This is a genomic window from Gilliamella sp. B2772 (assembly GCF_026536985.1).
Lineage (GTDB): Bacteria > Pseudomonadota > Gammaproteobacteria > Enterobacterales > Orbaceae > Gilliamella > Gilliamella apicola_E.
Genome location: NZ_JAFNNB010000001.1, coordinates 150343 through 172534, shown reverse-complemented (window position 1 = coordinate 172534; position 22192 = coordinate 150343). Strand labels below are relative to the sequence as shown.

The 22192-nt window shown below is 36.0% G+C and carries 22 protein-coding genes and 1 pseudogene; 9 read left to right on the top strand and 14 right to left on the bottom strand.

The window, feature by feature from the left end; genetic code table 11:
- Nucleotides 1–23: 23 nt before the first annotated feature.
- The 3 genes from lpdA to aceE are packed head-to-tail and all read right to left on the bottom strand — an operon-like array spanning nucleotide 24 to nucleotide 5711.
- Nucleotides 24–1448 (bottom strand): dihydrolipoyl dehydrogenase, encoded by a 1425-nt coding sequence (gene lpdA / locus J3T98_RS00785; protein WP_267361889.1) that lies wholly within the window; start codon nucleotides 1446–1448, stop codon nucleotides 24–26.
- 15 nt (nucleotides 1449–1463) lie between these two features.
- Nucleotides 1464–3032 (bottom strand): pyruvate dehydrogenase complex dihydrolipoyllysine-residue acetyltransferase, encoded by a 1569-nt coding sequence (aceF, locus tag J3T98_RS00780; protein WP_416380599.1) that lies wholly within the window; start codon nucleotides 3030–3032, stop codon nucleotides 1464–1466.
- Nucleotides 3033–3044: 12 nt separating this feature from the next.
- Complete coding sequence (gene aceE, locus J3T98_RS00775; protein ID WP_220224888.1) at nucleotides 3045–5711, bottom strand: pyruvate dehydrogenase (acetyl-transferring), homodimeric type; 2667 nt, start codon at nucleotides 5709–5711, stop codon at nucleotides 3045–3047.
- A gap of 374 nt (nucleotides 5712–6085) precedes the next feature.
- Between aceE and lipB the strand changes: the two genes are divergently transcribed.
- Both lipB and lipA read left to right on the top strand, forming a co-directional pair.
- Entirely contained in the window at nucleotides 6086–6706 is a 621-nt protein-coding gene (gene lipB / locus J3T98_RS00770) for a lipoyl(octanoyl) transferase LipB (protein WP_267330897.1), read from the top strand.
- A 10-nt stretch (nucleotides 6707–6716) separates the two neighbouring features.
- Nucleotides 6717–7670, top strand: a complete 954-nt coding sequence (gene lipA, locus J3T98_RS00765) for a lipoyl synthase (RefSeq protein WP_065734553.1) — start codon at nucleotides 6717–6719, stop codon at nucleotides 7668–7670.
- 25 nt (nucleotides 7671–7695) lie between these two features.
- Here lipA and J3T98_RS00760 read toward each other — a convergent pair whose 3' ends face one another.
- A complete protein-coding gene (locus J3T98_RS00760) occupies nucleotides 7696–9468 on the bottom strand; it encodes a DUF3413 domain-containing protein (RefSeq protein WP_267361888.1) in 1773 nt (590 codons plus the stop codon).
- Nucleotides 9469–9646: 178 nt separating this feature from the next.
- On the opposite strand from J3T98_RS00760, the gene J3T98_RS00755 reads away from it, so the two are divergent.
- The 3 genes from J3T98_RS00755 (at nucleotide 9647) to J3T98_RS00745 (ending at nucleotide 12651) form a co-directional block, all read left to right on the top strand.
- Nucleotides 9647–11422, top strand: coding sequence for an AAA family ATPase (locus J3T98_RS00755; protein WP_141673897.1), 1776 nt, complete (start codon nucleotides 9647–9649; stop codon nucleotides 11420–11422).
- Nucleotides 11423–11560: 138 nt separating this feature from the next.
- The gene (gene fabA, locus J3T98_RS00750) at nucleotides 11561–12082 is read left to right on the top strand and encodes a bifunctional 3-hydroxydecanoyl-ACP dehydratase/trans-2-decenoyl-ACP isomerase (RefSeq protein WP_065561925.1); all 522 of its coding nucleotides are present in this window, start codon (nucleotides 11561–11563) and stop codon (nucleotides 12080–12082) included.
- A gap of 98 nt (nucleotides 12083–12180) precedes the next feature.
- Nucleotides 12181–12651: a thermonuclease family protein gene (locus J3T98_RS00745; RefSeq protein ID WP_065561926.1), complete on the top strand. Its 471-nt coding sequence runs from the start codon at nucleotides 12181–12183 to the stop codon at nucleotides 12649–12651.
- A 19-nt stretch (nucleotides 12652–12670) separates the two neighbouring features.
- On the opposite strand, the gene J3T98_RS00740 is transcribed toward J3T98_RS00745, so the two are convergent.
- The 4 genes from J3T98_RS00740 to J3T98_RS00725 all read right to left on the bottom strand — a co-directional run bounded on the left by J3T98_RS00740 (nucleotide 12671) and on the right by J3T98_RS00725 (nucleotide 15469).
- Nucleotides 12671–12952 carry a DUF5339 domain-containing protein gene (locus J3T98_RS00740; RefSeq protein WP_065561927.1) on the bottom strand — a complete coding sequence of 94 codons (282 nt, stop codon included), beginning with the start codon at nucleotides 12950–12952 and terminating at the stop codon, nucleotides 12671–12673.
- A gap of 157 nt (nucleotides 12953–13109) precedes the next feature.
- Nucleotides 13110–13319: a cold shock domain-containing protein gene (locus J3T98_RS00735; RefSeq protein ID WP_034909833.1), complete on the bottom strand. Its 210-nt coding sequence runs from the start codon at nucleotides 13317–13319 to the stop codon at nucleotides 13110–13112.
- A 293-nt stretch (nucleotides 13320–13612) separates the two neighbouring features.
- On the bottom strand, nucleotides 13613–14422 hold the full coding sequence (gene proC, locus J3T98_RS00730; protein ID WP_267361887.1) for a pyrroline-5-carboxylate reductase: 810 nt from the start codon (nucleotides 14420–14422) through the stop codon (nucleotides 13613–13615).
- 108 nt (nucleotides 14423–14530) lie between these two features.
- A complete protein-coding gene (locus J3T98_RS00725; protein WP_267362307.1) occupies nucleotides 14531–15469 on the bottom strand; it encodes a type IV pilus twitching motility protein PilT in 939 nt (312 codons plus the stop codon).
- 36 nt (nucleotides 15470–15505) lie between these two features.
- On the opposite strand from J3T98_RS00725, the gene J3T98_RS00720 reads away from it, so the two are divergent.
- Both J3T98_RS00720 and J3T98_RS00715 read left to right on the top strand, forming a co-directional pair.
- Nucleotides 15506–16207, top strand: coding sequence for a YggS family pyridoxal phosphate-dependent enzyme (locus J3T98_RS00720; RefSeq protein ID WP_065734557.1), 702 nt, complete (start codon nucleotides 15506–15508; stop codon nucleotides 16205–16207).
- A gap of 36 nt (nucleotides 16208–16243) precedes the next feature.
- Nucleotides 16244–16801: a YggT family protein gene (locus tag J3T98_RS00715; protein WP_267361886.1), complete on the top strand. Its 558-nt coding sequence runs from the start codon at nucleotides 16244–16246 to the stop codon at nucleotides 16799–16801.
- 27 nt (nucleotides 16802–16828) lie between these two features.
- Here J3T98_RS00715 and J3T98_RS00710 read toward each other — a convergent pair whose 3' ends face one another.
- The 4 genes from J3T98_RS00710 to corA all read right to left on the bottom strand — a co-directional run bounded on the left by J3T98_RS00710 (nucleotide 16829) and on the right by corA (nucleotide 19607).
- Entirely contained in the window at nucleotides 16829–17251 is a 423-nt protein-coding gene (locus tag J3T98_RS00710; protein WP_065561932.1) for a YcgN family cysteine cluster protein, read from the bottom strand.
- Nucleotides 17248–17493 carry a YcgL domain-containing protein gene (locus tag J3T98_RS00705; protein ID WP_065561964.1) on the bottom strand — a complete coding sequence of 82 codons (246 nt, stop codon included), beginning with the start codon at nucleotides 17491–17493 and terminating at the stop codon, nucleotides 17248–17250. Before J3T98_RS00705 ends, J3T98_RS00710 begins: the two co-directional genes overlap by 4 nt.
- Nucleotides 17494–17518: 25 nt before the next feature.
- Nucleotides 17519–18478: a glucokinase gene (locus tag J3T98_RS00700; RefSeq protein WP_267361885.1), complete on the bottom strand. Its 960-nt coding sequence runs from the start codon at nucleotides 18476–18478 to the stop codon at nucleotides 17519–17521.
- A gap of 187 nt (nucleotides 18479–18665) precedes the next feature.
- Entirely contained in the window at nucleotides 18666–19607 is a 942-nt protein-coding gene (corA, locus tag J3T98_RS00695; RefSeq protein ID WP_065734620.1) for a magnesium/cobalt transporter CorA, read from the bottom strand.
- 204 nt (nucleotides 19608–19811) lie between these two features.
- On the opposite strand from corA, the gene ssb reads away from it, so the two are divergent.
- Both ssb and J3T98_RS00685 read left to right on the top strand, forming a co-directional pair.
- Nucleotides 19812–20333, top strand: coding sequence for a single-stranded DNA-binding protein (ssb, locus tag J3T98_RS00690; protein ID WP_065561934.1), 522 nt, complete (start codon nucleotides 19812–19814; stop codon nucleotides 20331–20333).
- A gap of 52 nt (nucleotides 20334–20385) precedes the next feature.
- Nucleotides 20386–20703: pseudogene (locus J3T98_RS00685) on the top strand (MarC family protein); the annotation flags it as partial.
- Nucleotides 20704–20728: 25 nt separating this feature from the next.
- On the opposite strand, the gene J3T98_RS00680 reads toward J3T98_RS00685, so the two are convergent.
- Together J3T98_RS00680 and kdsB are read right to left on the bottom strand one after the other, a co-directional pair.
- Nucleotides 20729–21418 carry a DUF2461 domain-containing protein gene (locus tag J3T98_RS00680; protein ID WP_416380502.1) on the bottom strand — a complete coding sequence of 230 codons (690 nt, stop codon included), beginning with the start codon at nucleotides 21416–21418 and terminating at the stop codon, nucleotides 20729–20731.
- Nucleotides 21419–22183 (bottom strand): 3-deoxy-manno-octulosonate cytidylyltransferase, encoded by a 765-nt coding sequence (kdsB, locus tag J3T98_RS00675; RefSeq protein WP_065734564.1) that lies wholly within the window; start codon nucleotides 22181–22183, stop codon nucleotides 21419–21421.
- Between the last annotated feature and the right edge of the window lie 9 nt (nucleotides 22184–22192).

Below are 22192 nucleotides of genomic sequence, written 5' to 3'. Positions count from 1 at the left end.
TTAATGATAAGAATAGATTTTACTTATTTTTTAACGGCCTTTGGATTAGGTAGATCGGTAACCGTACCTTCATACACTTCGGACGCGAGTCCAATTGATTCATGTAAGGTTGGGTGAGCGTGGATGGTTAGTGCAATATCTTCTGCATCACAGCCCATCTCTACAGCAAGAGTGATCTCTCCAAGAAGTTCACCACCATTTGCTCCAACTACCGCACCACCAAGAAGGCGATTATCGGCTTTGTTAAAGATTAGTTTAGTCATCCCTTCTGAACAATCAGACGCAATTGCTCGCCCTGATGCTGCCCATGGGAATATGGCGACCTCATAATCGATACCTTTTGCTTTCGCTTCTTTTTCAGTTAATCCTACCCAGGCAACTTCTGGCTCGGTGTAGGCAATGGATGGTATGGTTTTCGGATCGAAATAATGTTTTTTACCAGCTATCACTTCAGCTGCAACATGACCTTCATGAACGCCTTTATGAGCCAACATTGGTTGACCCACAATATCACCGATCGCATAGATATGTGGAACGTTAGTTCTCATCTGTTTATCGACTTCAATAAAACCACGATCGGTCACATTTACTCCAGCTTTTTCAGCGTTGATAAGCTTACCATTTGGCGCTCGACCTATCGCCACTAGTACTGCGTCGTAAGTGTGCGTTTCGATGGTTCCATCTTTCTTTTCCATGGTGACATAGATTGCATCATGTTTGGCTTCGACCGTATTTACTTTAGTTTCTAAGCGTAAGGTAAATTTCTTTTGAATTTGTTTGGTAAAGACTTTTATCACATCTTTATCCGCAGCTGGGATCACCTGATCTAGCATTTCAACCACATCCACTTCTGAACCCAATGCGTGATATACGGTACCCATTTCCAGACCAATAATACCACCACCCATTAACAGTAGTTTTTTAGGAATAGTGGTTAATGCTAACGCATCAGTTGAGTCCCATATACGAGGATCGTCATGAGGAATGAATGGTAAGGTTATTGGACGAGATCCTGCTGCAATAATAGCATTATCAAAGGCAATTTTAGTTATCCCTTTGGCAGAGGTGACATCCATTGTGTGACTACCGGTGAATTGCGCTTCACCTTGAATCACATTAACTTTACGCATTTTGGCCATGCCTGCCAGCCCGTTAGTAAGCTGATTGATTACCTTTTCTTTCCAAGCACGAACTTTGTCGAGCTCTAACTTTGGCGTTCCAAAATGGATGCCATGTTCGGTGAGGGATTTTGCTTCATCCATCACTTTTGCAACATGCAATAATGCTTTAGAAGGAATACAGCCAACATTAAGGCAAACACCACCCAAGGTTGAGTAGCGTTCGACTAATGTCACATCTAATCCAAGATCGGCGGCACGGAAAGCAGCGGAATAACCCGCTGGCCCAGCACCTAATACAACAACTTGTGTTTTGATATCTTGACTCATAACTGATTTCCCCCCTTACATCACTAGTCGACGTAAGTCGGATAAAACATTAACAATATGGCTTAAGAAGCGTGCACCATCTGCGCCATCAATCACTCGGTGATCGAAGGATAATGATAAAGGTAACATTAAGCGTGGTGTAAATTCTTTACCATTCCATACTGGTTTCATACTTGAGCGAGATACACCAAGTATGCCCACTTCTGGCGCATTTACAATTGGGGTAAATGATGTCGTTCCGATGCCACCAAGACTGGAAATAGTGAAACAACCACCTTGCATATCACTACCTGTCAGTTTACCGTCTCGCGCTTTTTTGGAGATTTCAGCAAGTTCACGTGAAAGTTCAATAATGCCTTTTTTATTTACATCTTTAAATACAGGAACAACTAAACCATTTGGCGTGTCAACTGCCACACCGATGTTGATGTATTTTTTAATGATAAGGGTTTGTGCATCTTCTGACAATGAACTATTAAAACGCGGATAAGCAGTTAAAGCACTCGCTACGGCTTTCATGATAAACACAAGCGGAGTAATTTTGAGGTCGAGTTTTTTCTTTTCTGCTTCAGCATTTTGTTGCTTACGAAATGCCTCTAGTTCAGTGATATCTGTTTCATCAAATTCAGTAACATGAGGAATCATCACCCAGTTTCGATGTAAATTTGCACCAGAAACTTTTTGAATTTTGGTTAATGGTAAAGATTCAATTTCACCAAATTTACTGAAATCGACTTTTGGCCATGGTAATAATCCAGGGAATGCACCAGATGATCCACCGTTTTCAACTTGTTTTACGGCATTTTTGACATAGTTTTGGATATCTTCACGAAGTACACGATGTTTAGGGCCTGTAGGTTGGATTTTTGCAAGATTGATACCAAATTCTCTTGCTAATCGTCGAACTGATGGTGTGGCATGTGCGTAAGCATCGTTTTCTACAAATTCATTTGCAGTTGGTGCAGGTTTAGCTGTCTCAGCAACTGGTGCAGGTGCAGGTGCAGGAGCTGGAGCTGGCGCAGGTTCAGCTTTAACGGGTGCACTATTCGTTTCAAACTCCATTATTTTGGAGCCAGTTTTGACTTTATCGCCAATTTTAACAGTGATGCTTTTTACTGTACCAGCTATAGTTGCGGGTACTTCCATCGAGGCTTTGTCACCTTCAACGGTGATAAGTGAATCATCAACTGAAACTGAGTCACCAACTTTAACTAGTATTTCAGTCACTTCTACTTCATCGCCACCAATGTCTGGAACATTAACATCAACTACTTGGCTACTATTTTGTGCTGGCGCAGAAGCTGGAGCTGGAGCTGAAACTTCTGGAGCAGGCGTTTTTGACGCGCTTGCGCCCTCTTCGTCAAATTCCATAATACTAACACCTGTCGTCACTTTATCGCCAACTTTGACAATGATTGACTTCACAATACCAGCCTGTGGTGCTGGTATTTCCATCGATGCTTTATCGCCTTCAACAGTCAATAGTGATTGATCTACATCAACTTTGTCGCCGACTTTAACTAGGATTTCTGTTACTTCAACTTCATCGCTTCCGATATCAGGTAATTTTATTTCAATACTCATTATTTTTACCTCTTATGCAATACGTGGATTAAGTTTGTCAGCATTGATTTCGAACTTTTTAATCGCGTCTTCAACAATACTTGGCTGAATATCACCACGTTTAGCTAGTTCTCCTAGTGCTGCAATCACAACATAAGATGCATCGACTTCAAAATGATGACGTAAATTTTCTCGGCTATCACTACGACCGAATCCATCTGTTCCGAGTACTCGGTAGCTTTCTGCTGGTACAAATCCTCGAATTTGTTCTGCATAAAGTTTCATGTAATCAGTGGAAACAACGGCAGGATTGTTATTCATTATTTGAGCAACATATGGCACTTTTGCTTCTTCGCTCGGATGTAACATGTTGTAACGTTCGCAATCTTGACCATCTCGAGCAAGTAAGGTGAATGACGTTACACTGTAAATGTCAGAACTGACGCCATAGTTTTTAGCAAGGATATCAGCCGCTTCACGAACATGACGTAGCATTGATCCAGAACCTAATAATTGAACTGTTGGTTTGCCTTGTTGGCCTTCAACGGTATCTAACTTATAAATACCACGACGAATCCCCTCTTCTGCACCTTCAGGCATTGCAGGTTGGGCATAGTTTTCATTTAGTGTGGTGATGTAGTAGTAAACATTTTCTTGTTCACCATACATACGACGTAAGCCATCTTGCATAATAACCGCGACCTCATAAGCGTAGGCTGGATCGTATGATAAGCAGTTAGGGATGGTTAATGCTTGAATATGGCTGTGACCATCTTGGTGTTGTAAGCCTTCACCGTTTAATGTTGTGCGACCAGAGGTTCCTCCAATCATGAAGCCTCGAGCTTGTTGGTCACCCGCCGCCCACATTAAATCACCAATGCGTTGGAAGCCAAACATTGAGTAATAGATGTAGAAAGGAATCATCGGTAAATCGTTATTACTATAAGAAGTAGCAGCCGCTAACCATGATGCAGTCGCGCCACATTCGTTAATACCTTCTTGGAGAATTTGACCTTTTTCATCTTCACGATAGTAAGCAACTTGCTCTTTATCTTGTGGGGTATATTGTTGACCATGTGGGTTATATATACCAATTTGACGGAAGAGACCTTCCATACCAAACGTACGCGCTTCGTCAGCGAGAATTGGTACTAGTCGCGGTGCTAAGTCTTTATCTTTTAGCATGATGTTAAGTGCACGCACAAAAGCGATAGTGGTTGAGATTTCTTTAGATTGTGCTTCAAGTAACGGCGCAAATTCGCTTAAAGGAGGGATAGAAACCGTTCCTGAGAATTTAGTTAGCCGTGAAGGCACATAACCATGTAATGCTTGACGTCGTTCATGAATATATTTGTATTCCGGGCTATGTTCTTCGAATTTGATATAAGGTAATTTTTCGAGTGCTTCATCAGTAACCGGAATGTTGAAGAAGTCACGAACATGGCGAACGCCATCCATATTCATTTTTTTGACTTGGTGTGCAATGTTTTTCGCTTCTGCGGCTTCACCCATTCCATAACCTTTAATGGTGTGGGCTAAAATAACTGTTGGGCGATCTTTTGTCTCTTTTGCTCTTGCAAATGCAGCAAACATTTTTTCGGGGTCTTGACCACCTCGGTTTAGTCTGAAGATCTCTTCATCAGACATATCTTTGACTAATTCAGCCGTTTCAGGATATTTTCCAAAGAAGTGTTCACGTACATAAGCGCCGTCTTTTGATTTGAAGGTTTGATAATCGCCATCAAGAGTTTCATTCATTAAACGAATTAATTTCCCTGATTTATCTTTTTGCAATAATTTATCCCAACGATCGCCCCAAAGTACTTTAATTACATTCCAACCAGCGCCAGCAAACACACCTTCTAGTTCGTTCACTATTTTGCCATTACCGGTTACCGGACCATCAAGACGTTGCAAGTTACAATTGATAACAAAGACTAAATTATCAAGCTTTTCACGTGTTGCAACTGTGATTGCACCTTTTGCTTCTGGCTCATCCATTTCACCATCACCTAAGAACGCGTAAACCGTTTGTTCAGTGGTATCTTTTAAACCACGATGGTTTAAGTATTTTAAAAAGCGAGCTTGGAAGATTGCACTAATTGGTCCTAACCCCATTGATACGGTTGGGAATTGCCAGAATTCCGGCATTAATTTGGGATGAGGATAAGATGATAAACCTTTACCGTGAACTTCTTGTCTAAAGTTATCAAGCTGTTCTTCAGTTAAACGACCTTCAATAAAAGCGCGTGAGTAGATACCAGGTGAGATATGACCTTGGAAATAGATTAAATCCCCACCATCTTTTTCATTGCGAGCACGGAAGAAATGGTTAAAACATACTTCATAAAATGTAGCAGCAGATTGGAATGATGCCATATGACCACCAAGCTCTAAATCTTTTTTAGAAGCCCGTAAGACCATCATAATTGCATTCCAACGAACAATTGAACGGATTCGTCTTTCAATTTCCCAATCACCTGGATATGCTGGTTGTTCTTCGACAGGGATTGTGTTTATATAGTTACTGGTTGAAGAACCAAATAGTAAAGGTACACCACCATCTCTAGCTTTATTGACAATCTGTTCAATAATATATTGAGCACGTTCGACGCCTTCTTCTCGAATAATAGAATCTAAACTTTCCAGCCAATCCTTTGTTTCGACTGGATCGATATCATTCATTTGCATGTCCGACATATAAAACCTCTTTTTTGTTTAAAAAATGCAGTTTTTGCTATCCTTAGCTATAACAGACGCCATAACTAAAATTATAAGCTTCAACTTTGCATTACGGATGCTTAATTGATATCAGTCTGCCAGTTTCCATTAAAAAGTAAAGCAAACCACCGCTCTGAAAAGAATGTTAATTCCTATTAAATTAATCAACTATTTCAATTATTAATATAAATAAAAAGATAATTATTTGATATAAGTCAAATTTAACTCATGAGATTGGAAAGAATACTGCGTTTTGAGTTATACCTTGAATAGTTAGCGGTTGTCAAGTTATAGTAAAATCTGCTATATAGTTGTTAATTTATTGTTAAATTAAGACTGAATTGACAGATAATATGCCAAGTAAAAACGTCATTATTAAAGAGTTAAACACTATGCCTTATTGGCATACTTATCAAGCTATGCATGATTTTACTCAGCAGCGTGATAAGCAAACTCAAGACGAGATTTGGCTAGTTGAACATCCTCCGGTTTTTACTCAAGGTAAGGTTGGAAAACCTGAGCACCTGCTTACTAAAACGGATATTCCTGTTGTGCAAACTGATCGTGGTGGTCAAATTACATACCATGCGCCTGGACAACAAATTATGTATATCTTATTGGATTTAAAAAGGCGTAAAATAGGTATTCGTGATGTCGTCAATTATTTAGAAAATAGTGTTATTCAAACATTAAAACACTATGAGATAGTCGCCTATTCAAAACAAGACGCTCCGGGCGTTTATGTCAATCAACAGAAGATCTGTTCTCTTGGATTACATATTAAGCGTGGCTGTACCTTACATGGATTAGCCCTTAATATCGATATGGATCTCACTCCTTTTAATTATATTAATCCATGTGGTTATGCTGGATTAGAAATGACGCAGTTGAAACAATATGTTTCAAAAATTGATCGCCAAGAGATTAACCATTTATTGACTGATTATTTTATTAATCAGCTACCAAACTATTAAGATGTGAATTATGCAAAATACTGAAATCCGCAGTTCAAAATATCGTGATGCCGAAAAAACGCGTCTAATTCCCTCAATCACTATAGAGGATACAGCTCCTTTAAAAAAACCTGATTGGATGAGAATTAAGTTGTCGGCAAATACAGAAAATATTACGCATATTAAAAATACGATGCGTAAACATGGATTACATTCGGTTTGTGAAGAGGCTTCATGCCCTAACTTGGCGGAGTGCTTTAATCATGGGACCGCGACTTTTATGATTTTAGGGGATATTTGTACTCGTCGTTGTCCTTTCTGTGATGTTGCTCATGGTCGCCCTTTGCCACCAGACCGTGAGGAACCGAATAAGCTTGCGCAAACAATTCAAGAGATGAAATTGCGTTATGTTGTGATCACCTCTGTTGATCGTGATGACTTGAAAGATGGCGGAGCAAGTCACTTTGCTTCATGTACTCAAGAGATTCGTTCATTAAGCCCGAATATAAAAATTGAAACTTTAACTCCTGATTTTCGTGGTTGTGTTGATGAAGCCGTTGCGGTTTTAAGTGAAAACCCTCCGGATGTGTTTAATCATAATTTGGAAAATATTCCTCGTTTGTATAAAAAAATACGTCCAGGAGCAAGTTATGAGGGATCGTTACAATTACTTGAAACGTTTAAACAAAAACACCCCGAAATTCCCACAAAATCAGGATTGATGGTTGGTTTAGGCGAAACCAATGAAGAACTTATTCAGGTTTTAAAAGATTTGCGTAGCCATGGTGTTACCATGCTAACTTTAGGTCAGTATCTCCAACCAAGTAAGTATCATTTGCCAGTGGAGCGCTATGTTTCACCTGAGGAATTTGATGAATTAAAACAGATGGCGCTGGCTATGGGATTTACCCATGCAGCTTGCGGGCCATTTGTGCGTTCATCTTATCATGCTGATCTACAAGCAATGGGAAAAGAGGTGAAGTAATATTCACCTCTTTGGAAAACATTGTTTAATTATCTACCACAATAAAATGACGATTTTCGGTGACAATTTGTAAGAAGGTAGGTAAGTTTATCTTTTCATCTTTCAATTGGTTACCGTTTAGATCATAGATTTTAGATCGTCCATACGCATCAATTACCACAGTTTTATTACCATAAAGCGCTGCAACCTGATTTTCACTTCCAGCTAGAATCCATTCACGCTCTTGTTGGTTAAATAGATTTTGACCTTGGCTATACTGTTTTGCAGGTGTGGTGACGTTGAGAGCATCTTGCATTAATGTTCTTAATATATCCGTTTCAGAAGTTATATTATTAACTTCTTTTGCCTCTTTACCTGGCCATGAAATAATTAATGGTACTTTTAAGGCATTTCGATTAAAGCTAATTTCATCATTACGTAAAGCAGATTTTTTAGCATCATCTATTTTTATGTCATTAGAACCGGTAATAATAATTATGGTGTTTTCGTATGCATTAGATAATGTTAAATATGCAATTAAAGATTCTAAATATTGGTCGAGTTTTTTTGCATCTGTCTCTAATTCGGTTATTGGCATTTTTTTATTTTTGGCACCCAGTGAATATTGGATGACAGAAAATAGAGGAGCGTGGTTTTCGAGTTGATTTTGTTCATCGTGCCATGCCATCCAATTATCAGTGGTTTGCTTGTTAGACTGCTTTTTACCATCTGGGGTGGTGAAATTAGACAATAATGCATAACGATAAAGTGGTTCAGAAAAACCATCAGCAGAGAATAGACCAACGTTATAATGTTGTTTAGTTACAGTTTCGAATAATACCGATGGCTTATGCCCGGCCAAGATACTATTATAATAATTCGGGTCAAGGCCATAGAATAATGAGAAGTTATTTAAGTAGGCTTGGCTACTTGCGCCATAATGATTAGTAAATTGTATATTTTGGCTAGCAAATTCTTTCAGCCAAGGCATATTATTGGCTAATAGTCGATCATTCCAACCATTAATATCAATAATCAAGATATTCGGTTTATCTTGATTTTCATTAAATGAAATTTTATCAAGTGGATATTCAATAGCGATCGCAAATGGGTTACCTTCTTGAATTGCTCGATTACGATAACCATTCTCTTCAATAAATCCATAACGCTCAAGAAAATGACGCGCCGTTAACGGATACGATAGCGGTAAGCTTGATCGTTGCATCGTAATTGGACGATAGAAGTTAGCATCGGCCCAAATATGAATCAAATGTGATGAGACAAAGCATAGAATAAAACCTATTACTACAGGTCTGGCAAAACGTTTGCGTTTACTTAAACTGCGTTGCTTTTTCCAACTCCAAATCGAGAATAATATTTCAACCAAAAGAATAAAGGGTATTAATATAAATGCACTATTGAGAAAAGATGCTTTATCCGAGGTAAATAGTTGCCAGATAGATAAATTTAGATGCATTCTAAAATGCGAGAAAACTTCAACATCAATAAGCAGTAAACTAATTCCTATCGTTGCAACCATAGTTGCAATAATCCTTTGCCATCGTGAAGAGTGAATAAGAAAACTTAACGGAAAAAGCAATATCAAATAAACAATGAAAGTAAGAAAACTAAAATGCCCAATCGCACTAATAATTGCATAAAAACGCCCCATGAATGTTCGGGGCCAATCAGCAATGAGCAAATATTGGCTACCAAGTAAAATGACTACCAGAATATTAAATAGCGTAAACCAATGCCCCCAACTAACTATCTGCGAGGTTTTATCGTCTTTGATATGATTGTTTTTGAGTTTGAGCATATTTAATTGTAGTAATTACCAAGAAAAACTTAATTGAAATTTACGTCACAGTTTAACTGATTTTTTAAAATCTTTCCGTAATTTTTTTAGTATAAAGCCTTTGGTTATTTGTTGGCGTTGCTATCGATACTTGTTATAATTTGCTTTAATAATATAGCTAATTAAAAAGATACTAACTTTGGCAATCAAACAACTCAACTCTCAAGAAGTCCAACCTAACGTAAATGACATTGTAAATAATAGCGATATTAAAACAAATTTATGCAGTGATGGATTAACCAATTTGTTATCGTGGCAACCTCGCGTTGCTGCTGCTGTATCCTTATTGTGCAAAAATCATAATACGCAGTATCGTTCTCGCTTTGTGCTTTTAAAAGCATCTGAAAGCGAGCTTTTTTTTGATTTATTAAAGCAGTCGGTAAAGCGTAATCTCACAACGACCCATTTAGGTTATAGCTATTACTTTAGTGATAATAAAATTACCTTAACTGAAGCGAAAAGTAAGCAAGATAATTTTGCATCCCAAGATAATTGTCTATCAGCAACAATCGTTGATATGGAGAAACTATTTGGTTGTGTTAGGCAACCTGAAAATAGTCCAATCAAATTACAAGCTGGTTTAGTTCATGATGCTAATGGTGGTGTTTTAATTTTAGGATTGCGTTCACTGCTTGCGCAACCAGTAGTTTGGGCTAAGTTAAAACAGATGGTTCTGTCACAAACTTTTGAATGGTTTTCAGCTGATGATTCTCATCCATTACCATTATCTATTCCTGCCATGCCTTTGGATTTACGCATTATTTTAGTCGGAGATAGGCTCTCTCTAGCTGAATTGCAGGAATTTGAACCAGAATTTTATTCATCATCTATTTACGCTGAATTTGAAAGTGAAATGCATATAACTGAACCTCAGCGAATTAATGATTGGATGAATTATTTACAATTTATAAGCCACCACTTAGCGCTACCCAAAATTGAGCAATCTGCTTTTGCTAAAATTTATAAACACGCAACAAGATATACGGGTGATCAATATTATTTACCACTTAGCGTTGAATGGGTGCAATCGATTCTGCTAAATTCATCTTATTTTATAGAAAATGAGAATATTGATGCTTCAGCCGTCACAAAGGCTTTAGAACAAAAAGCATGGCGAGAAAATTATTTAGCTGAGCGGTTCCATGATGAGATTTTTACCAATCAAATTTTGATTGATACTCAGTCACAAGTGGTTGGGCAGATTAATGGGTTGTCAGTTATTGAATACCCCGGTTATCCAAAAGCGATTGGTGAGCCAACACGGTTAAGCTGTCTTGTCCATTTTGGTGACGGTGAATTAATTGATATTGAACGTAAAACCGATCTTGCTGGCAATATTCATTCTAAAGGGATGATGATTATGCAAGCGTTTATTATGTCGGAGTTTGCAATCAATCATCAACTTCCGTTTTCTACATCATTAGTATTTGAACAATCCTATAATGAGATTGATGGCGATAGCGCTTCACTAGCGGGGCTTTGCGCGCTAATTAGTGCACTATCTAATCAACCTATCGATCAGCAATTAGCTGTGACAGGATCTGTTGACCAATTTGGCCATGTTCAATCTATTGGTGGCGTTAATGAGAAAATAGAAGGATTTTTTGCTGTTTGTCAGCACCAAGGTTTGACAGGCCAACAAGGTGTTATTATTCCTGCTAGTAATCAGCGCCATTTAAGCTTAAGCGATGACATTATTGAGGCAATTAATAATGACAAATTCTCTATTTGGACTGTCGAACATGTCGCCGATGCGCTCTATTTGTTAACTGGTATTCCTTACAAAGATGAGAATAATATTAGTCTTTATAAGTTGATTCATGCTCGTATGCAATCAATGCTAATTCAAGATAGAAGACGTGATGGTTGGCTTAGTCGCTGGAAAAAAATTGCAAAAAGTAACAATACACAATAAACTTGAGACCAAAATTTCATTGATGCGATTAATGAAATAATCATGTAAAACTTTACAGCTTAGGTTAATTATTAGTTTTTTAATCAATAATGATTCTATAAGCAATTATGTAATGACAACAAAATAAAAGGTTTTTTTATGACATTTGAACGTAAATCTTCGTATGATAAAGCAGATCTAATTAAATCAGGTAATAGTGAATTATTTGGTCATGATGGACCGCCATTACCGTCTGATTTGATGCTAATGATGGATCGCGTTATTGAAATGAATGAAGACGGTGGTAGTTTCGGTAAAGGTTATGTTGAAGCTGAGTTTGATATTAATCCTGATTTATGGTTTTTTAAATGTCATTTCAAAAACGATCCGGTAATGCCTGGTTGTCTTGGTCTTGATGCTTTATGGCAATTAGTCGGTTTTTATTTAGGCTGGATTGGTGGTAAAGGTAAAGGCCGAGCGCTTGGTGTTGGTGAATTAAAATTAAAAGGTCAAATATTACCTAATAACAAAAAAGTGACTTATAAAATTAATTTTAAACGTGTTATTAATCGTAAATTAATCATGGGAATCGGCGATGGTGAAGTTTACGTTGATGGTAAATTAATTTATGAAGCAACTGATCTTAAAGTTGGTTTATTTAAAGACACGTCTGAATTTTAATTCAATATAATCTTACACTCCTTGCTCACTATTATTAATTACTGATAATTAGCAAGGAGTAGCTTTTTTTACGCTACTATTTTAAGAAACAATCCGTAATGTATTTTTTAAGAAAATCTCTCCTAATCCTCTTATTTGTTGTAATCGGTCAAGCACAAGCAGACTTTAATGGTAAAGTTGTAAAAGTAATTGATGGTGATACCGTTGATATATTAACAAATAAAAAAATTCGCGTCCGGTTACTCGATATTGATGCTCCAGAAAGACACCAAGCATATGGTAATGCATCAAGAAAATACTTAGCATCGTTGATTGCGGGTAAAACTGTTTATGTTAAAGAAAATAAAAAGGATATTTATCAACGGACCTTAGGCGTCATCTATCTAAAACAAGTCAACATTAATGCTAAGATGGTGGAAAATGGCTTTGCGTGGGCTTACCGCTTCAAAGGCGTTGCTAGTAATAAGAATATGGTAAAGCTCGAATTAAAAGCTAAACAAAACAAAAAAGGACTATGGAAAGATAAACATCCAATAGCCCCTTGGGATTTTCGCTATCGTAAGAAATAATAGTGTCTAAACAATGACTTTATTTTTTTGCTGGGATTGAAGCTTCTAGTTGTTTTAATACTTCAGTTGCTTGTTTACAGCCTTCTTCTTGGTTAGCTGTAGGCATTGCAGAAATTTGTTGTTTAGCTGTTTCTAAGTTTTGTTTGATCATGTCTGTTTGTTGTTTAGTCGCAGCATCATCAGGGATTGATTTAACAAAGCTATCAACTTTTTCAAAGTAAGTTTTGCAAGATTCTGATAACTCAGCCATAGCAACAGAAGATAAACCTAATAATGCAACAGATAATACTAATTTTTTCATTGTTTCTTTTCCTTAAAATTATAAATATTTAGAACATAAAATATGTTATTGAATTACTTCGGAGGGATAATATAAGAATTGCTAAGGAAAGTCTATAATTTAAATGTAAAAACTCTTATCAGTATTTGAATACTGATAAGGTTATATGAGAATACAATTAGATAATTGTAACATCAGCAGCAGCAGGGCCACGAGGACTATCCTGGATAGAGAACTCAACTTGTTGACCTTCGCCTAAAGTTTTAAATCCATCGCCAGAGATTGCAGAAAAATGAACAAACACATCTTTACTTCCATCAGCAGGTGAAATAAAACCAAAACCTTTACTTTCATTGAACCATTTAACTTGACCAGTTTTTTTAGACATAAAAATCTTCCTATAAATAAATTAATTACAGCCATCAAAGGCGAAACATTAGAACATAAAACCTAGACTACTTATTAACAAACAGAAGAGAAGACTGAAGAGAACTAATACAAATGTGATTAAAGTAAACTACAAACTGCATAAATCTAAATGTTACAAAATATATCTGCATGTAATATGCTGAGGACTATTAACTCATAAATAGATGACTAATACAAGCAATGATTTGCTATTATTTACAATTAAAAATGAAATGAACAATAACTATTTGTTATTGTTCATGTTAACAATCTTTAATTTTTTGACAAATCTTTGGATTTTTGAATTGAAGCCTCTACTGCGTCAATGATAGCTGCTCGAAAGCCTTTTTCCTCAAGTACTTGCACGCCTTCAATTGTAGTACCGGCTGGTGAACAAACCATATCTTTTAATTCACCTGGATGTTTTCCTGTCTCCAGCAATAATTTAGCTGAACCCATCACTGTTTGTGCCGCAAATTTGTAAGCTTGTTTTCTAGATAAACCACCTTTAACTGCACCATCAGCCAATGCTTCAATGAACATAAATACAAATGCAGGAGAAGAGCCACTTGCCCCAACTACGGCATCAATTAAGTATTCAGGTACAACTTCTGTTTCACCAATACAATTTAATAAAGTTTCAACAATTGTTAATTCTTGATCAGTAATTTCTGTATTAGGTGTGATAGAACACATAGCGGCATTAACTAAAGCTGGAGTATTTGGCATAACTCTAACAATTTTTTGTTCATAGCCTACACATTGCGCAATAGTTTTAATCGTTACACCGGCGGCAATCGAGATGACAATGGTATCTTTTTTTAACTCTTTTTGAATATCATTTAATACATCCACAATAACATTGGGTTTAACTGCTATGAAAACAATATCTGATTCTCGTGCAACATCTTTTGCCGATTCTAAATTATTTATTGAATGCGTTTGATTAAGTGCTTGGCCCTTTTCGGGATGAGGATCATAAACGTAAATTTGCGTTCCCGGGACAATATTACTTGCTAAAATACCTTGTAAAATAGCATTACCCATATTACCAATACCGATAAGACCTATACGCTGTTCCATTTGTTTATACCTTTATGAATGAAATACTATAAAGATTATAAAATAAATTTTTGAATAAAACTTATAAAATTTACGAATAAAAAGAAGACAAAATTTTTACTATTTAACTTAATCAATCATTAATTGCATACCAACTTGTTGACCTGTTTGCATTAATGATAATATCTGCCTTGTTTTACCTTCGTTGATCAAATTGCTGACGGCTGGGGTGTTGATCAGAACTTCAAAAATAGCTTTTCGACTTTGTTTATAAGGTATTAATTTTTGGCAGACTATCGCTTTTAAACTATTTGATAGCTGAGTGCGAATTAATGCACGTGTCCCCTCTTCAAAGACATCAATAATACGGTTGATTGTCTGTATTGCAGTACGAGTGTGCAATGTAGCAAGAACTAAATGACCGGTTTCAGCAATAGTTAATGCAGCTTGAATGGTCTGTTTATTGCGTAATTCACCCAATAAAATGATATCTGGATCTTGCCTTAATAAACTATCAATTGCATCACCAAAATGGTTAATTTCGCGTTGTTGGATAAGTGATTTATCACTTTGATAAATGAACTCAATAGGGTCTTCTAATGTGATAATATGTTTAGCTAACGTCTGATTTATATGATTAATTAATGCAGCTAAAGTTGTCGATTTTCCACTACCTGTTGCGCCAGTAACTAAGATAATTCCAGATTCTGCTTTTGCTAATTCATTTAGTACATCAGGTGCCTGAATATCAGTTAAGCTTGGTATTTTTTGCTTAATAATTCGAAATACGGCTGAAATACCACGTTTTTGAAAAAAAATATTTACCCTAAAACGGCCTATATCTTCAAGATGATAACCAAAATCAATTTGTCGATGCTGTTGTAATAGCCCCTTTTGATCGTCATTTAATAGATCAAATAAATCAATTTCAAGTTTTTGTGGCGATAATTCATCTTGTGCAATAGGTTTTAGCTCACCATTAATACGAATCCACGGTTTTTCACCACTAGAAAGATGCAAATCTGAAGCTTTTTGCGTTACACTAAAAGCCAACATTGAATTTATCATTTTCACTCACTATCCATTAGTTTATTGGGAATTAATATGAATACAGTACATGACAATTTAATCAAGATTAAAAATGAAATACATAAAATTGCCTTAGATTGCGATCGAAATCCCAATACAATTGAACTTATTGCAGTAAGTAAAACCAAGCCGGTCACATTAATCGCTCAAGCAATTGATGCAGGCCAATTAGCCTTTGGTGAAAATTATGTTCAAGAAGGTGTTGAAAAGATTGCTTACTTTAATAAAAATATGCCTAATACCCCGATTACTTGGCATTTTATCGGGCCATTGCAATCAAATAAAACTAAGCTAGTTGCTGAAAATTTTGATTGGATGCACACCATTGAACGTTTCAAAATTGCTCAGCGTTTAAATGATCAGCGACCTACAGATATGGATAAGCTAAATGTTCTTATTCAGGTAAATATTAGTAATGAAGAGAGTAAATCTGGAATTGCAGTAGATGAAGTCGCCGATTTAGTTAAGCAGATAATTACATTACCTAATTTAAGGTTACGTGGCCTTATGGCCATCCCCGAGATAGAAAATGATTACGCTAAACAACTTGAGGTATTTGAACAGATGACTCAGCTTTTAGAATCATTGAAAACGGATTATCCTTTTTTAGATACATTATCAATGGGCATGTCAGGCGATATGAAAGCAGCTATTGTCGCAGGCAGTACAATGGTTCGCATTGGTAGTGCGATCTTTGGTGCACGGCAATATGTGTGATATATTGCAGATCATTTTAGATTTTAGGAGTATTAAATGATTTCGTTAATCTTCTTAGGAAGGGCTATTTTCACTATTTGCTTATACATACTTATTCTACGTTTGTGGATGCAGTATGCGCGAGTAAATTTTCATAATCCCTTTACTCAATTTATTGTTCGTATTACCCAACCGATTATTGGTCCAATGCGAAAACTTATTCCATCTATTGGCCGTATCGACACGGCGACATGGATTCTCTTTTATGTAGTTGCATTACTAAAAATTATGTTTATTTTCCGTTTTGAGGGATATAACGCACCGTTGTTTAGCCCTTATTACTTATTATTCGCCTTGGCTGCAATGGCTCATGCGGTTGGACACCTCATTTTTTGGTTATTATTATTTAGAGCTATTTTAAGTTGGGTTAGTCGTGGACAATCTTATACTGATGAATTACTTGCTCAATTAACAGAACCACTTATTGCACCTATTCGGCGCATTATACCGCCATTAGGTATGATTGATATTTCATTTATGATATTTGTTTTTATATTAATGTTTTTAAACTTATTAGCTGTCGATTTTCTTGGAAATTTATGGCTTATACTATAAAAATAAAAGAGAGCCTAGGCTCTCTTTTTAAATAATATGATCTTCCCAACAAATCACATCTTTTTCATACACAATTCGATTTTTGACTGATATTTTTAATTTGTGCATTAACTTTTTATTTCCAACAATTAATGGGTGCCATTGCGGTAACTGCCCTGTTTCTGAAAAATAACGATAAGCGCAAGTTGCTGGTAACCACTCAATTGTCAGTAAATTTTCTCTTGTTAGCTTGATGCAATCAGGCTCATATTTAAAACGGTTGTGGTAATGTCTGCACTGGCAGGTATTTGAATCAAGCAAATTACATGCAACATTGGTATACAGTATTTCGTCAGTATCCTCGTCCTGTAATTTATTTAGGCAACATTGGCCACAACCATCGCATAGTTGTTCCCACTCGTCATCACTCATTTGATCTAAAGTTTTATATTCCCAAAATGGTTCAATCATACTTTAAAATCGTCTTCATTTAACATTTGTAAGAAAAATCCATCCGCTTTAATTTTTTCCTCAATTTCCTGTGCTGTTCCTACCACAAAACGCCGTTTACCATCGAGTAAGACTTTCATGACAAAAGCTGGCGTGCCAAAAATTGACATAATTTTTTCAGGAATTGGAGAGAAATCGTTCTCTTTTTCCATATAAAGATAACAATTTTCTTTTTTTGTGCTTCTATAAATATAACACCACATCATAAACTAAAATCCTATTTCTCAATTATCTCAGGCTATTTTGCAAATAGACACCTGCACCAAATAATCCCGGATCTTTATGAGTAATCACATAAACAGGAATTTTTTCAACTAAATAAGACATACGACCTTTATGTTCAAATGCTTCTCTAAATGGTGATGATTTAAAAAATTCTATAAATCTAGGCACAATACCGCCAGCAATATACACACCGCCTTGAGTATTAAGTGTTAAAGCTAAATTACCCCCAAATCGCCCCATAAAAGTACAAAAATGAGTTAATGTTTCTGAGCAAATTGGGCAACTATTTGATAATGCTTTATTCACAATAATATCTGGGGTGATATCTTCAACTGGTTGATTATTGATCTGTAACAAAGCTTGATAGATATTAACAATACCATTACCCGATAAAAAACGCTCTGAAGAAACTCGACCAAATTTTTTTCTTAACTGAGCTAAAATTCGATCTTCTTGTTCATTAACCATAGGTAATTCTGTATGACCACCCTCGCCTGATAGGCTAATCCAATGACCATTAACTTTAACTAAATGAGAAACCCCTAACCCCGTTCCGGCACCATAGATTGCTATTGGATAATCAAGATTCGGCTCCTCACCACCAATTTTAACCACATCTTGCGCGGATAATTGAGGAATAGATGTTGAAACTGCAGTAAAGTCATTAATTACTTCTAACTTAGTTAGTTTAAGTTCTTTGATAAGTTCCGAACGAGAAAACGACAAATTATTATTAGTCATTTCAATCAAATCACTTTCATTGATTGGGCAAGCTATGGCAATGCAAGCCATATCCACTGTTACCGCTTGGGATTTCAAATAGTTTTTAATTAATTCAAGTAGTACATCATCTTTTGAAATGAGGATTTTAGTTATTGCGGATAATTCATTAGTTGCTAAATCATAAAGTGCAAAACGAGCGTTGGTTCCACCAATGTCCGTAACTAGTGCATATTGACTCATGTTATTCCCTTTTTCTAAAAATAAAATCTTTCTATATGAACAATAGTTCAATAAATATTAAAAATAAAACTGGCAATATTATGGACTATTTATAATGATTTAACTAGATTGCTTTAACAGAATTTACTATTACCGCTAACAAAATTGTTAGCGGGTAATTTTTAAAAAGTTGAAAGGAAAATAACCACTAAAGCCATTTTTTGAGTTTAAAGTAAATGTAAGGAGCGACCCCTGCTATTAACATCAACAATAAAGATAATGGATATCCATATTCCCATTTTAACTCAGGCATATTTTCAAAGTTCATACCATATGCTGATGCAACTACTGTTGGCGGTAAAAATACCACAGAAACAACCGAGAAAATCTTAATTATTCTGCTTTGTTCAATATTTATAAAGCTAGTAGCTGCTTGCATTAAAAAGTTAACCTTTTGGAATAATGACTCATTATGGGGTACCAATGATTCAATATCTCGAATAACTTCTCTCGCTTGTTCTAACTGTTCAACAGGCATCTTAGCACGACGAACTAAATAGTTAACCGCACGCTGACTATCCATTAAACAGAGGCGTACTTTCCACGCCGTATCTTCGAGCTCAGCTAAAGACGTAATCGCTTCATCATAATGCTCTTGAGCGGAACGATCCATAATAATTAAGCTCAATTCTTCTAGCTCACTATAGATATTTTCAATTTGATCGGCTAATTGTTCAACTTTAACTTCAAATAAATCTAATAAAACTTCATACGGATTTCCATCATTCATTCCCTGATAACGAGAACGCATTCGGTATAGTCGAAATGCAGGTAAATCGCGTTCACGCAGTGTAAATAAACGTCCATTATGCACTGTAAAAGCGACGGTAGAGTTACCGGCGCGATCTTCTGCATCTTCATAAAAAAAGAAGGAGTGAACATGTAGTCCTTCATTATCTTCGAAAAAACGAGCTGATGCTTCAATATCGTCTAATTCGATACTTGTTGCTAAATTTTGACCTAAATTGGTCAGGATGAATTCACGATCAGCTTCTTCCGGCTCGATCAAGTCAATCCAAGTCGCATTCTTTATATCGCCTTCATTAATTTTTACTAATTGTTTGTTTTTTAATCCAAACGCATTAATCATAAGGCCTCCAGCAGAAAAATGTTTAAGATATGAAATGGGTGGCATTATACTCGTTATAGGCAAAAATTCCTATGTCTAAGCCAATCTTTCTGAATTTTTAAAATTTGGATACAAACTTCCAAATTTAAATTAAATTCGGTGATGTTATTTCAGTCTCATGTTACAATAGCGCAATTATATATATGCAATTGTTAGGAGTTTATAATGGCAACCCGAGGAATTAATAAAGTCATTTTAGTTGGTAATTTAGGTCAAGATCCAGAAGTACGTGTCATGTCAACTGGTAATACTGTCGCAAATTTTAATGTTGCTACATCAGAAACTTGGAAAGACAAGCAAACTGGCGAGAATCGAGAAAAAACAGAATGGCATCGAATTGTCGTATTTGGTAAATTAGCTGAAATTACTGGTGAATACATTAAAAAAGGAACACTAGTTTATATTGAAGGACAACTACAAACTCGTAAATGGCAAGACCAATCAGGTCAAGATCGTTACACTACGGAAGTTGTTATCAACCCTATCGGTGGAATATTACAAATTTTAGGAAACCGTCCAAATAATGACTCTTATAATGAAGGTTCAAAGAGTTGGGGACAAAGTGCAAATAATACATCCTCTGCGCCAACTACTCCTACAGCACCTCGTGCTTCATCAGCTGCACCAGCAAGTCAACCAGCTATGCCTGAACCACCAATGGATTTCGATGACGATATACCATTTTAATCGTTATTTATTTCATTATTATATAGGCGTATAAATTACGCCTTTTTCAAAAAATATTACAATTTTAGCCCTTTCTATGCCAAGCACCTCTGGTCCAAGAACCATTGCGATGATTATCAGCATGTCTTCAACAGTTAAAAGTGGTAGGTATAACGTATCAACTTGGGTAGTTTATGCATCATCTATTCCATTACTATTATGTATTATTTTATGGTTCTGTATGCGTTGCGCAGGCAGCATAATGCGGTTTATGGGAAAAAGTGGCATTGAAGCCACTTCGAGAATTATGGGCTTTTTATTAGTTTGTGTGGGTGCCCAGTTTATTATAAATGGTGTTAAAGAATTAATTTTAAGCTTTCAAAATATTTGAGAAGCGCTATTTTTTAATATCTATTTTACAGATTTGGAATGTTTTTAATCATTTCAACCCGCATTAAATAATCATATAGTGGTAATAGTTGTTTAAAACCTTTAGCAAGTTTATCAGCTAAATTACCATCTAATACATCTTCAATATGATTATTGGTTACCATCACAGCAAGACTTTTTCGGTTATACCATGTCGATATTTTTTCATCTTTGATTAAAGGTCTTTTGTAAGACTCACCAACTAATTCAAATGGCTTTTTAACACATCGAATAACTTTTAGAAATTTTTCGGTATCATTTAAAATTTCTTCACGAAATATATCCATAGTCTGTTTCGATGCACAATAATAACCTAATCCGTAACGATAACAATCTGGACTGATTTCAAAAAAATAGGCTGGCGCCTCTTTCCAATCACGATTTGGGCGTTTGAAAGTTAACCATAGTCGGCTACGATATAACGATTTGTCTTTTGAGAATCGAGTATCACGATGAATACGAGATATGGTTTTACCAATAGCGGGACGCGTTTCAAACCACTCATCAATTTTTAGCATAGCTGGCGTTAACTGCTCAACTAATAATCTAAAAGGTTTTACTAAATCATTATCATAAATAGCTCGGTGCTCATCAAACCAAGCCTTACTATTATTAATCCATGCATCTTGTAAAAAGTTTAATCCTGCCTGGGTAAAACCTGTAAACGTTGCCATCATCTACTCCTTAAATAATGTTCTTACTTTTTCTAAATCTTCTTGAGTATCGACACCAATTGCTGGAGGTTGTTTAGCTACAGCGACATGAATTTTTTCACCATACCAAAGTACACGCAGTTGTTCTAACATTTCAATTGACTCTAATGCCGAAGGTGCCCATTTTATATACTGCCTAATAAAACCAGCTCGATAAGCATAAATTCCTATATGACGTAAATAAAAATCGCCAATTTGATCTACCTTACCTTGCTCATTTAAATTAGCAAAACGGTCTCGCTCCCAAGGAATAGTCGCTCTTGAAAAATAAAGTGCATAACCATCTTTATCTGTCACGACTTTTACTGCTCCCGTATTGAACGCCTCTTCAACGCTATCAATAGGAACAGCTAACGTTGCCATGCCAGTTTTGAATTTCACTAGATTTTCGGCTACCTGATCAATAATAACTGGGGGAATCAAAGGCTCATCACCTTGAACATTAACGATAACTTCATCATCAGCAAATTTGTAACTATCAATTACTTCCGCTAACCGTTCTGTACCGGAATTATGCTTATCGCTAGTGAGAATTACTTCACCATTATAGCTTTTGACTACATCAAATACTTGCTGGTTATCAGTTGCAATGATTACTCGATTAGCTGACGATTTTTTAGCCTGCTCCATAACTCGAATTATCATTGGTTTGCCATGAATATCTGCAAGCGGTTTTCCTGGCAAACGACTTGAAGCATATCTTGCAGGAATAATTACCGTAAAACTCATAAAATTACC

Bases quoted from the DNA above. Each gene is read 5' to 3' on its own strand.
- lpdA (WP_267361889.1), bottom strand. From the start codon at position 1,448: ATGAGTCAAGATATCAAAACACAAGTTGTTGTATTAGGTGCTGGGCCA.
- aceF (WP_416380599.1), bottom strand. From the start codon at position 3,032: ATGAGTATTGAAATAAAATTACCTGATATCGGAAGCGATGAAGTTGAA.
- aceE (WP_220224888.1), bottom strand. From the start codon at position 5,711: ATGTCGGACATGCAAATGAATGATATCGATCCAGTCGAAACAAAGGAT.
- lipB (WP_267330897.1), top strand. From the start codon at position 6,086: ATGCCAAGTAAAAACGTCATTATTAAAGAGTTAAACACTATGCCTTAT.
- lipA (WP_065734553.1), top strand. From the start codon at position 6,717: ATGCAAAATACTGAAATCCGCAGTTCAAAATATCGTGATGCCGAAAAA.
- J3T98_RS00760 (WP_267361888.1), bottom strand. From the start codon at position 9,468: ATGCTCAAACTCAAAAACAATCATATCAAAGACGATAAAACCTCGCAG.
- fabA (WP_065561925.1), top strand. From the start codon at position 11,561: ATGACATTTGAACGTAAATCTTCGTATGATAAAGCAGATCTAATTAAA.
- J3T98_RS00745 (WP_065561926.1), top strand. From the start codon at position 12,181: ATGTATTTTTTAAGAAAATCTCTCCTAATCCTCTTATTTGTTGTAATC.
- J3T98_RS00740 (WP_065561927.1), bottom strand. From the start codon at position 12,952: ATGAAAAAATTAGTATTATCTGTTGCATTATTAGGTTTATCTTCTGTT.
- J3T98_RS00735 (WP_034909833.1), bottom strand. From the start codon at position 13,319: ATGTCTAAAAAAACTGGTCAAGTTAAATGGTTCAATGAAAGTAAAGGT.
- proC (WP_267361887.1), bottom strand. From the start codon at position 14,422: ATGGAACAGCGTATAGGTCTTATCGGTATTGGTAATATGGGTAATGCT.
- J3T98_RS00725 (WP_267362307.1), bottom strand. From the start codon at position 15,469: ATGATAAATTCAATGTTGGCTTTTAGTGTAACGCAAAAAGCTTCAGAT.
- J3T98_RS00720 (WP_065734557.1), top strand. From the start codon at position 15,506: ATGAATACAGTACATGACAATTTAATCAAGATTAAAAATGAAATACAT.
- J3T98_RS00715 (WP_267361886.1), top strand. From the start codon at position 16,244: ATGATTTCGTTAATCTTCTTAGGAAGGGCTATTTTCACTATTTGCTTA.
- J3T98_RS00710 (WP_065561932.1), bottom strand. From the start codon at position 17,251: ATGATTGAACCATTTTGGGAATATAAAACTTTAGATCAAATGAGTGAT.
- J3T98_RS00705 (WP_065561964.1), bottom strand. From the start codon at position 17,493: ATGTGGTGTTATATTTATAGAAGCACAAAAAAAGAAAATTGTTATCTT.
- J3T98_RS00700 (WP_267361885.1), bottom strand. From the start codon at position 18,478: ATGAGTCAATATGCACTAGTTACGGACATTGGTGGAACCAACGCTCGT.
- corA (WP_065734620.1), bottom strand. From the start codon at position 19,607: ATGATTAATGCGTTTGGATTAAAAAACAAACAATTAGTAAAAATTAAT.
- ssb (WP_065561934.1), top strand. From the start codon at position 19,812: ATGGCAACCCGAGGAATTAATAAAGTCATTTTAGTTGGTAATTTAGGT.
- J3T98_RS00680 (WP_416380502.1), bottom strand. From the start codon at position 21,418: ATGATGGCAACGTTTACAGGTTTTACCCAGGCAGGATTAAACTTTTTA.
- kdsB (WP_065734564.1), bottom strand. From the start codon at position 22,183: ATGAGTTTTACGGTAATTATTCCTGCAAGATATGCTTCAAGTCGTTTG.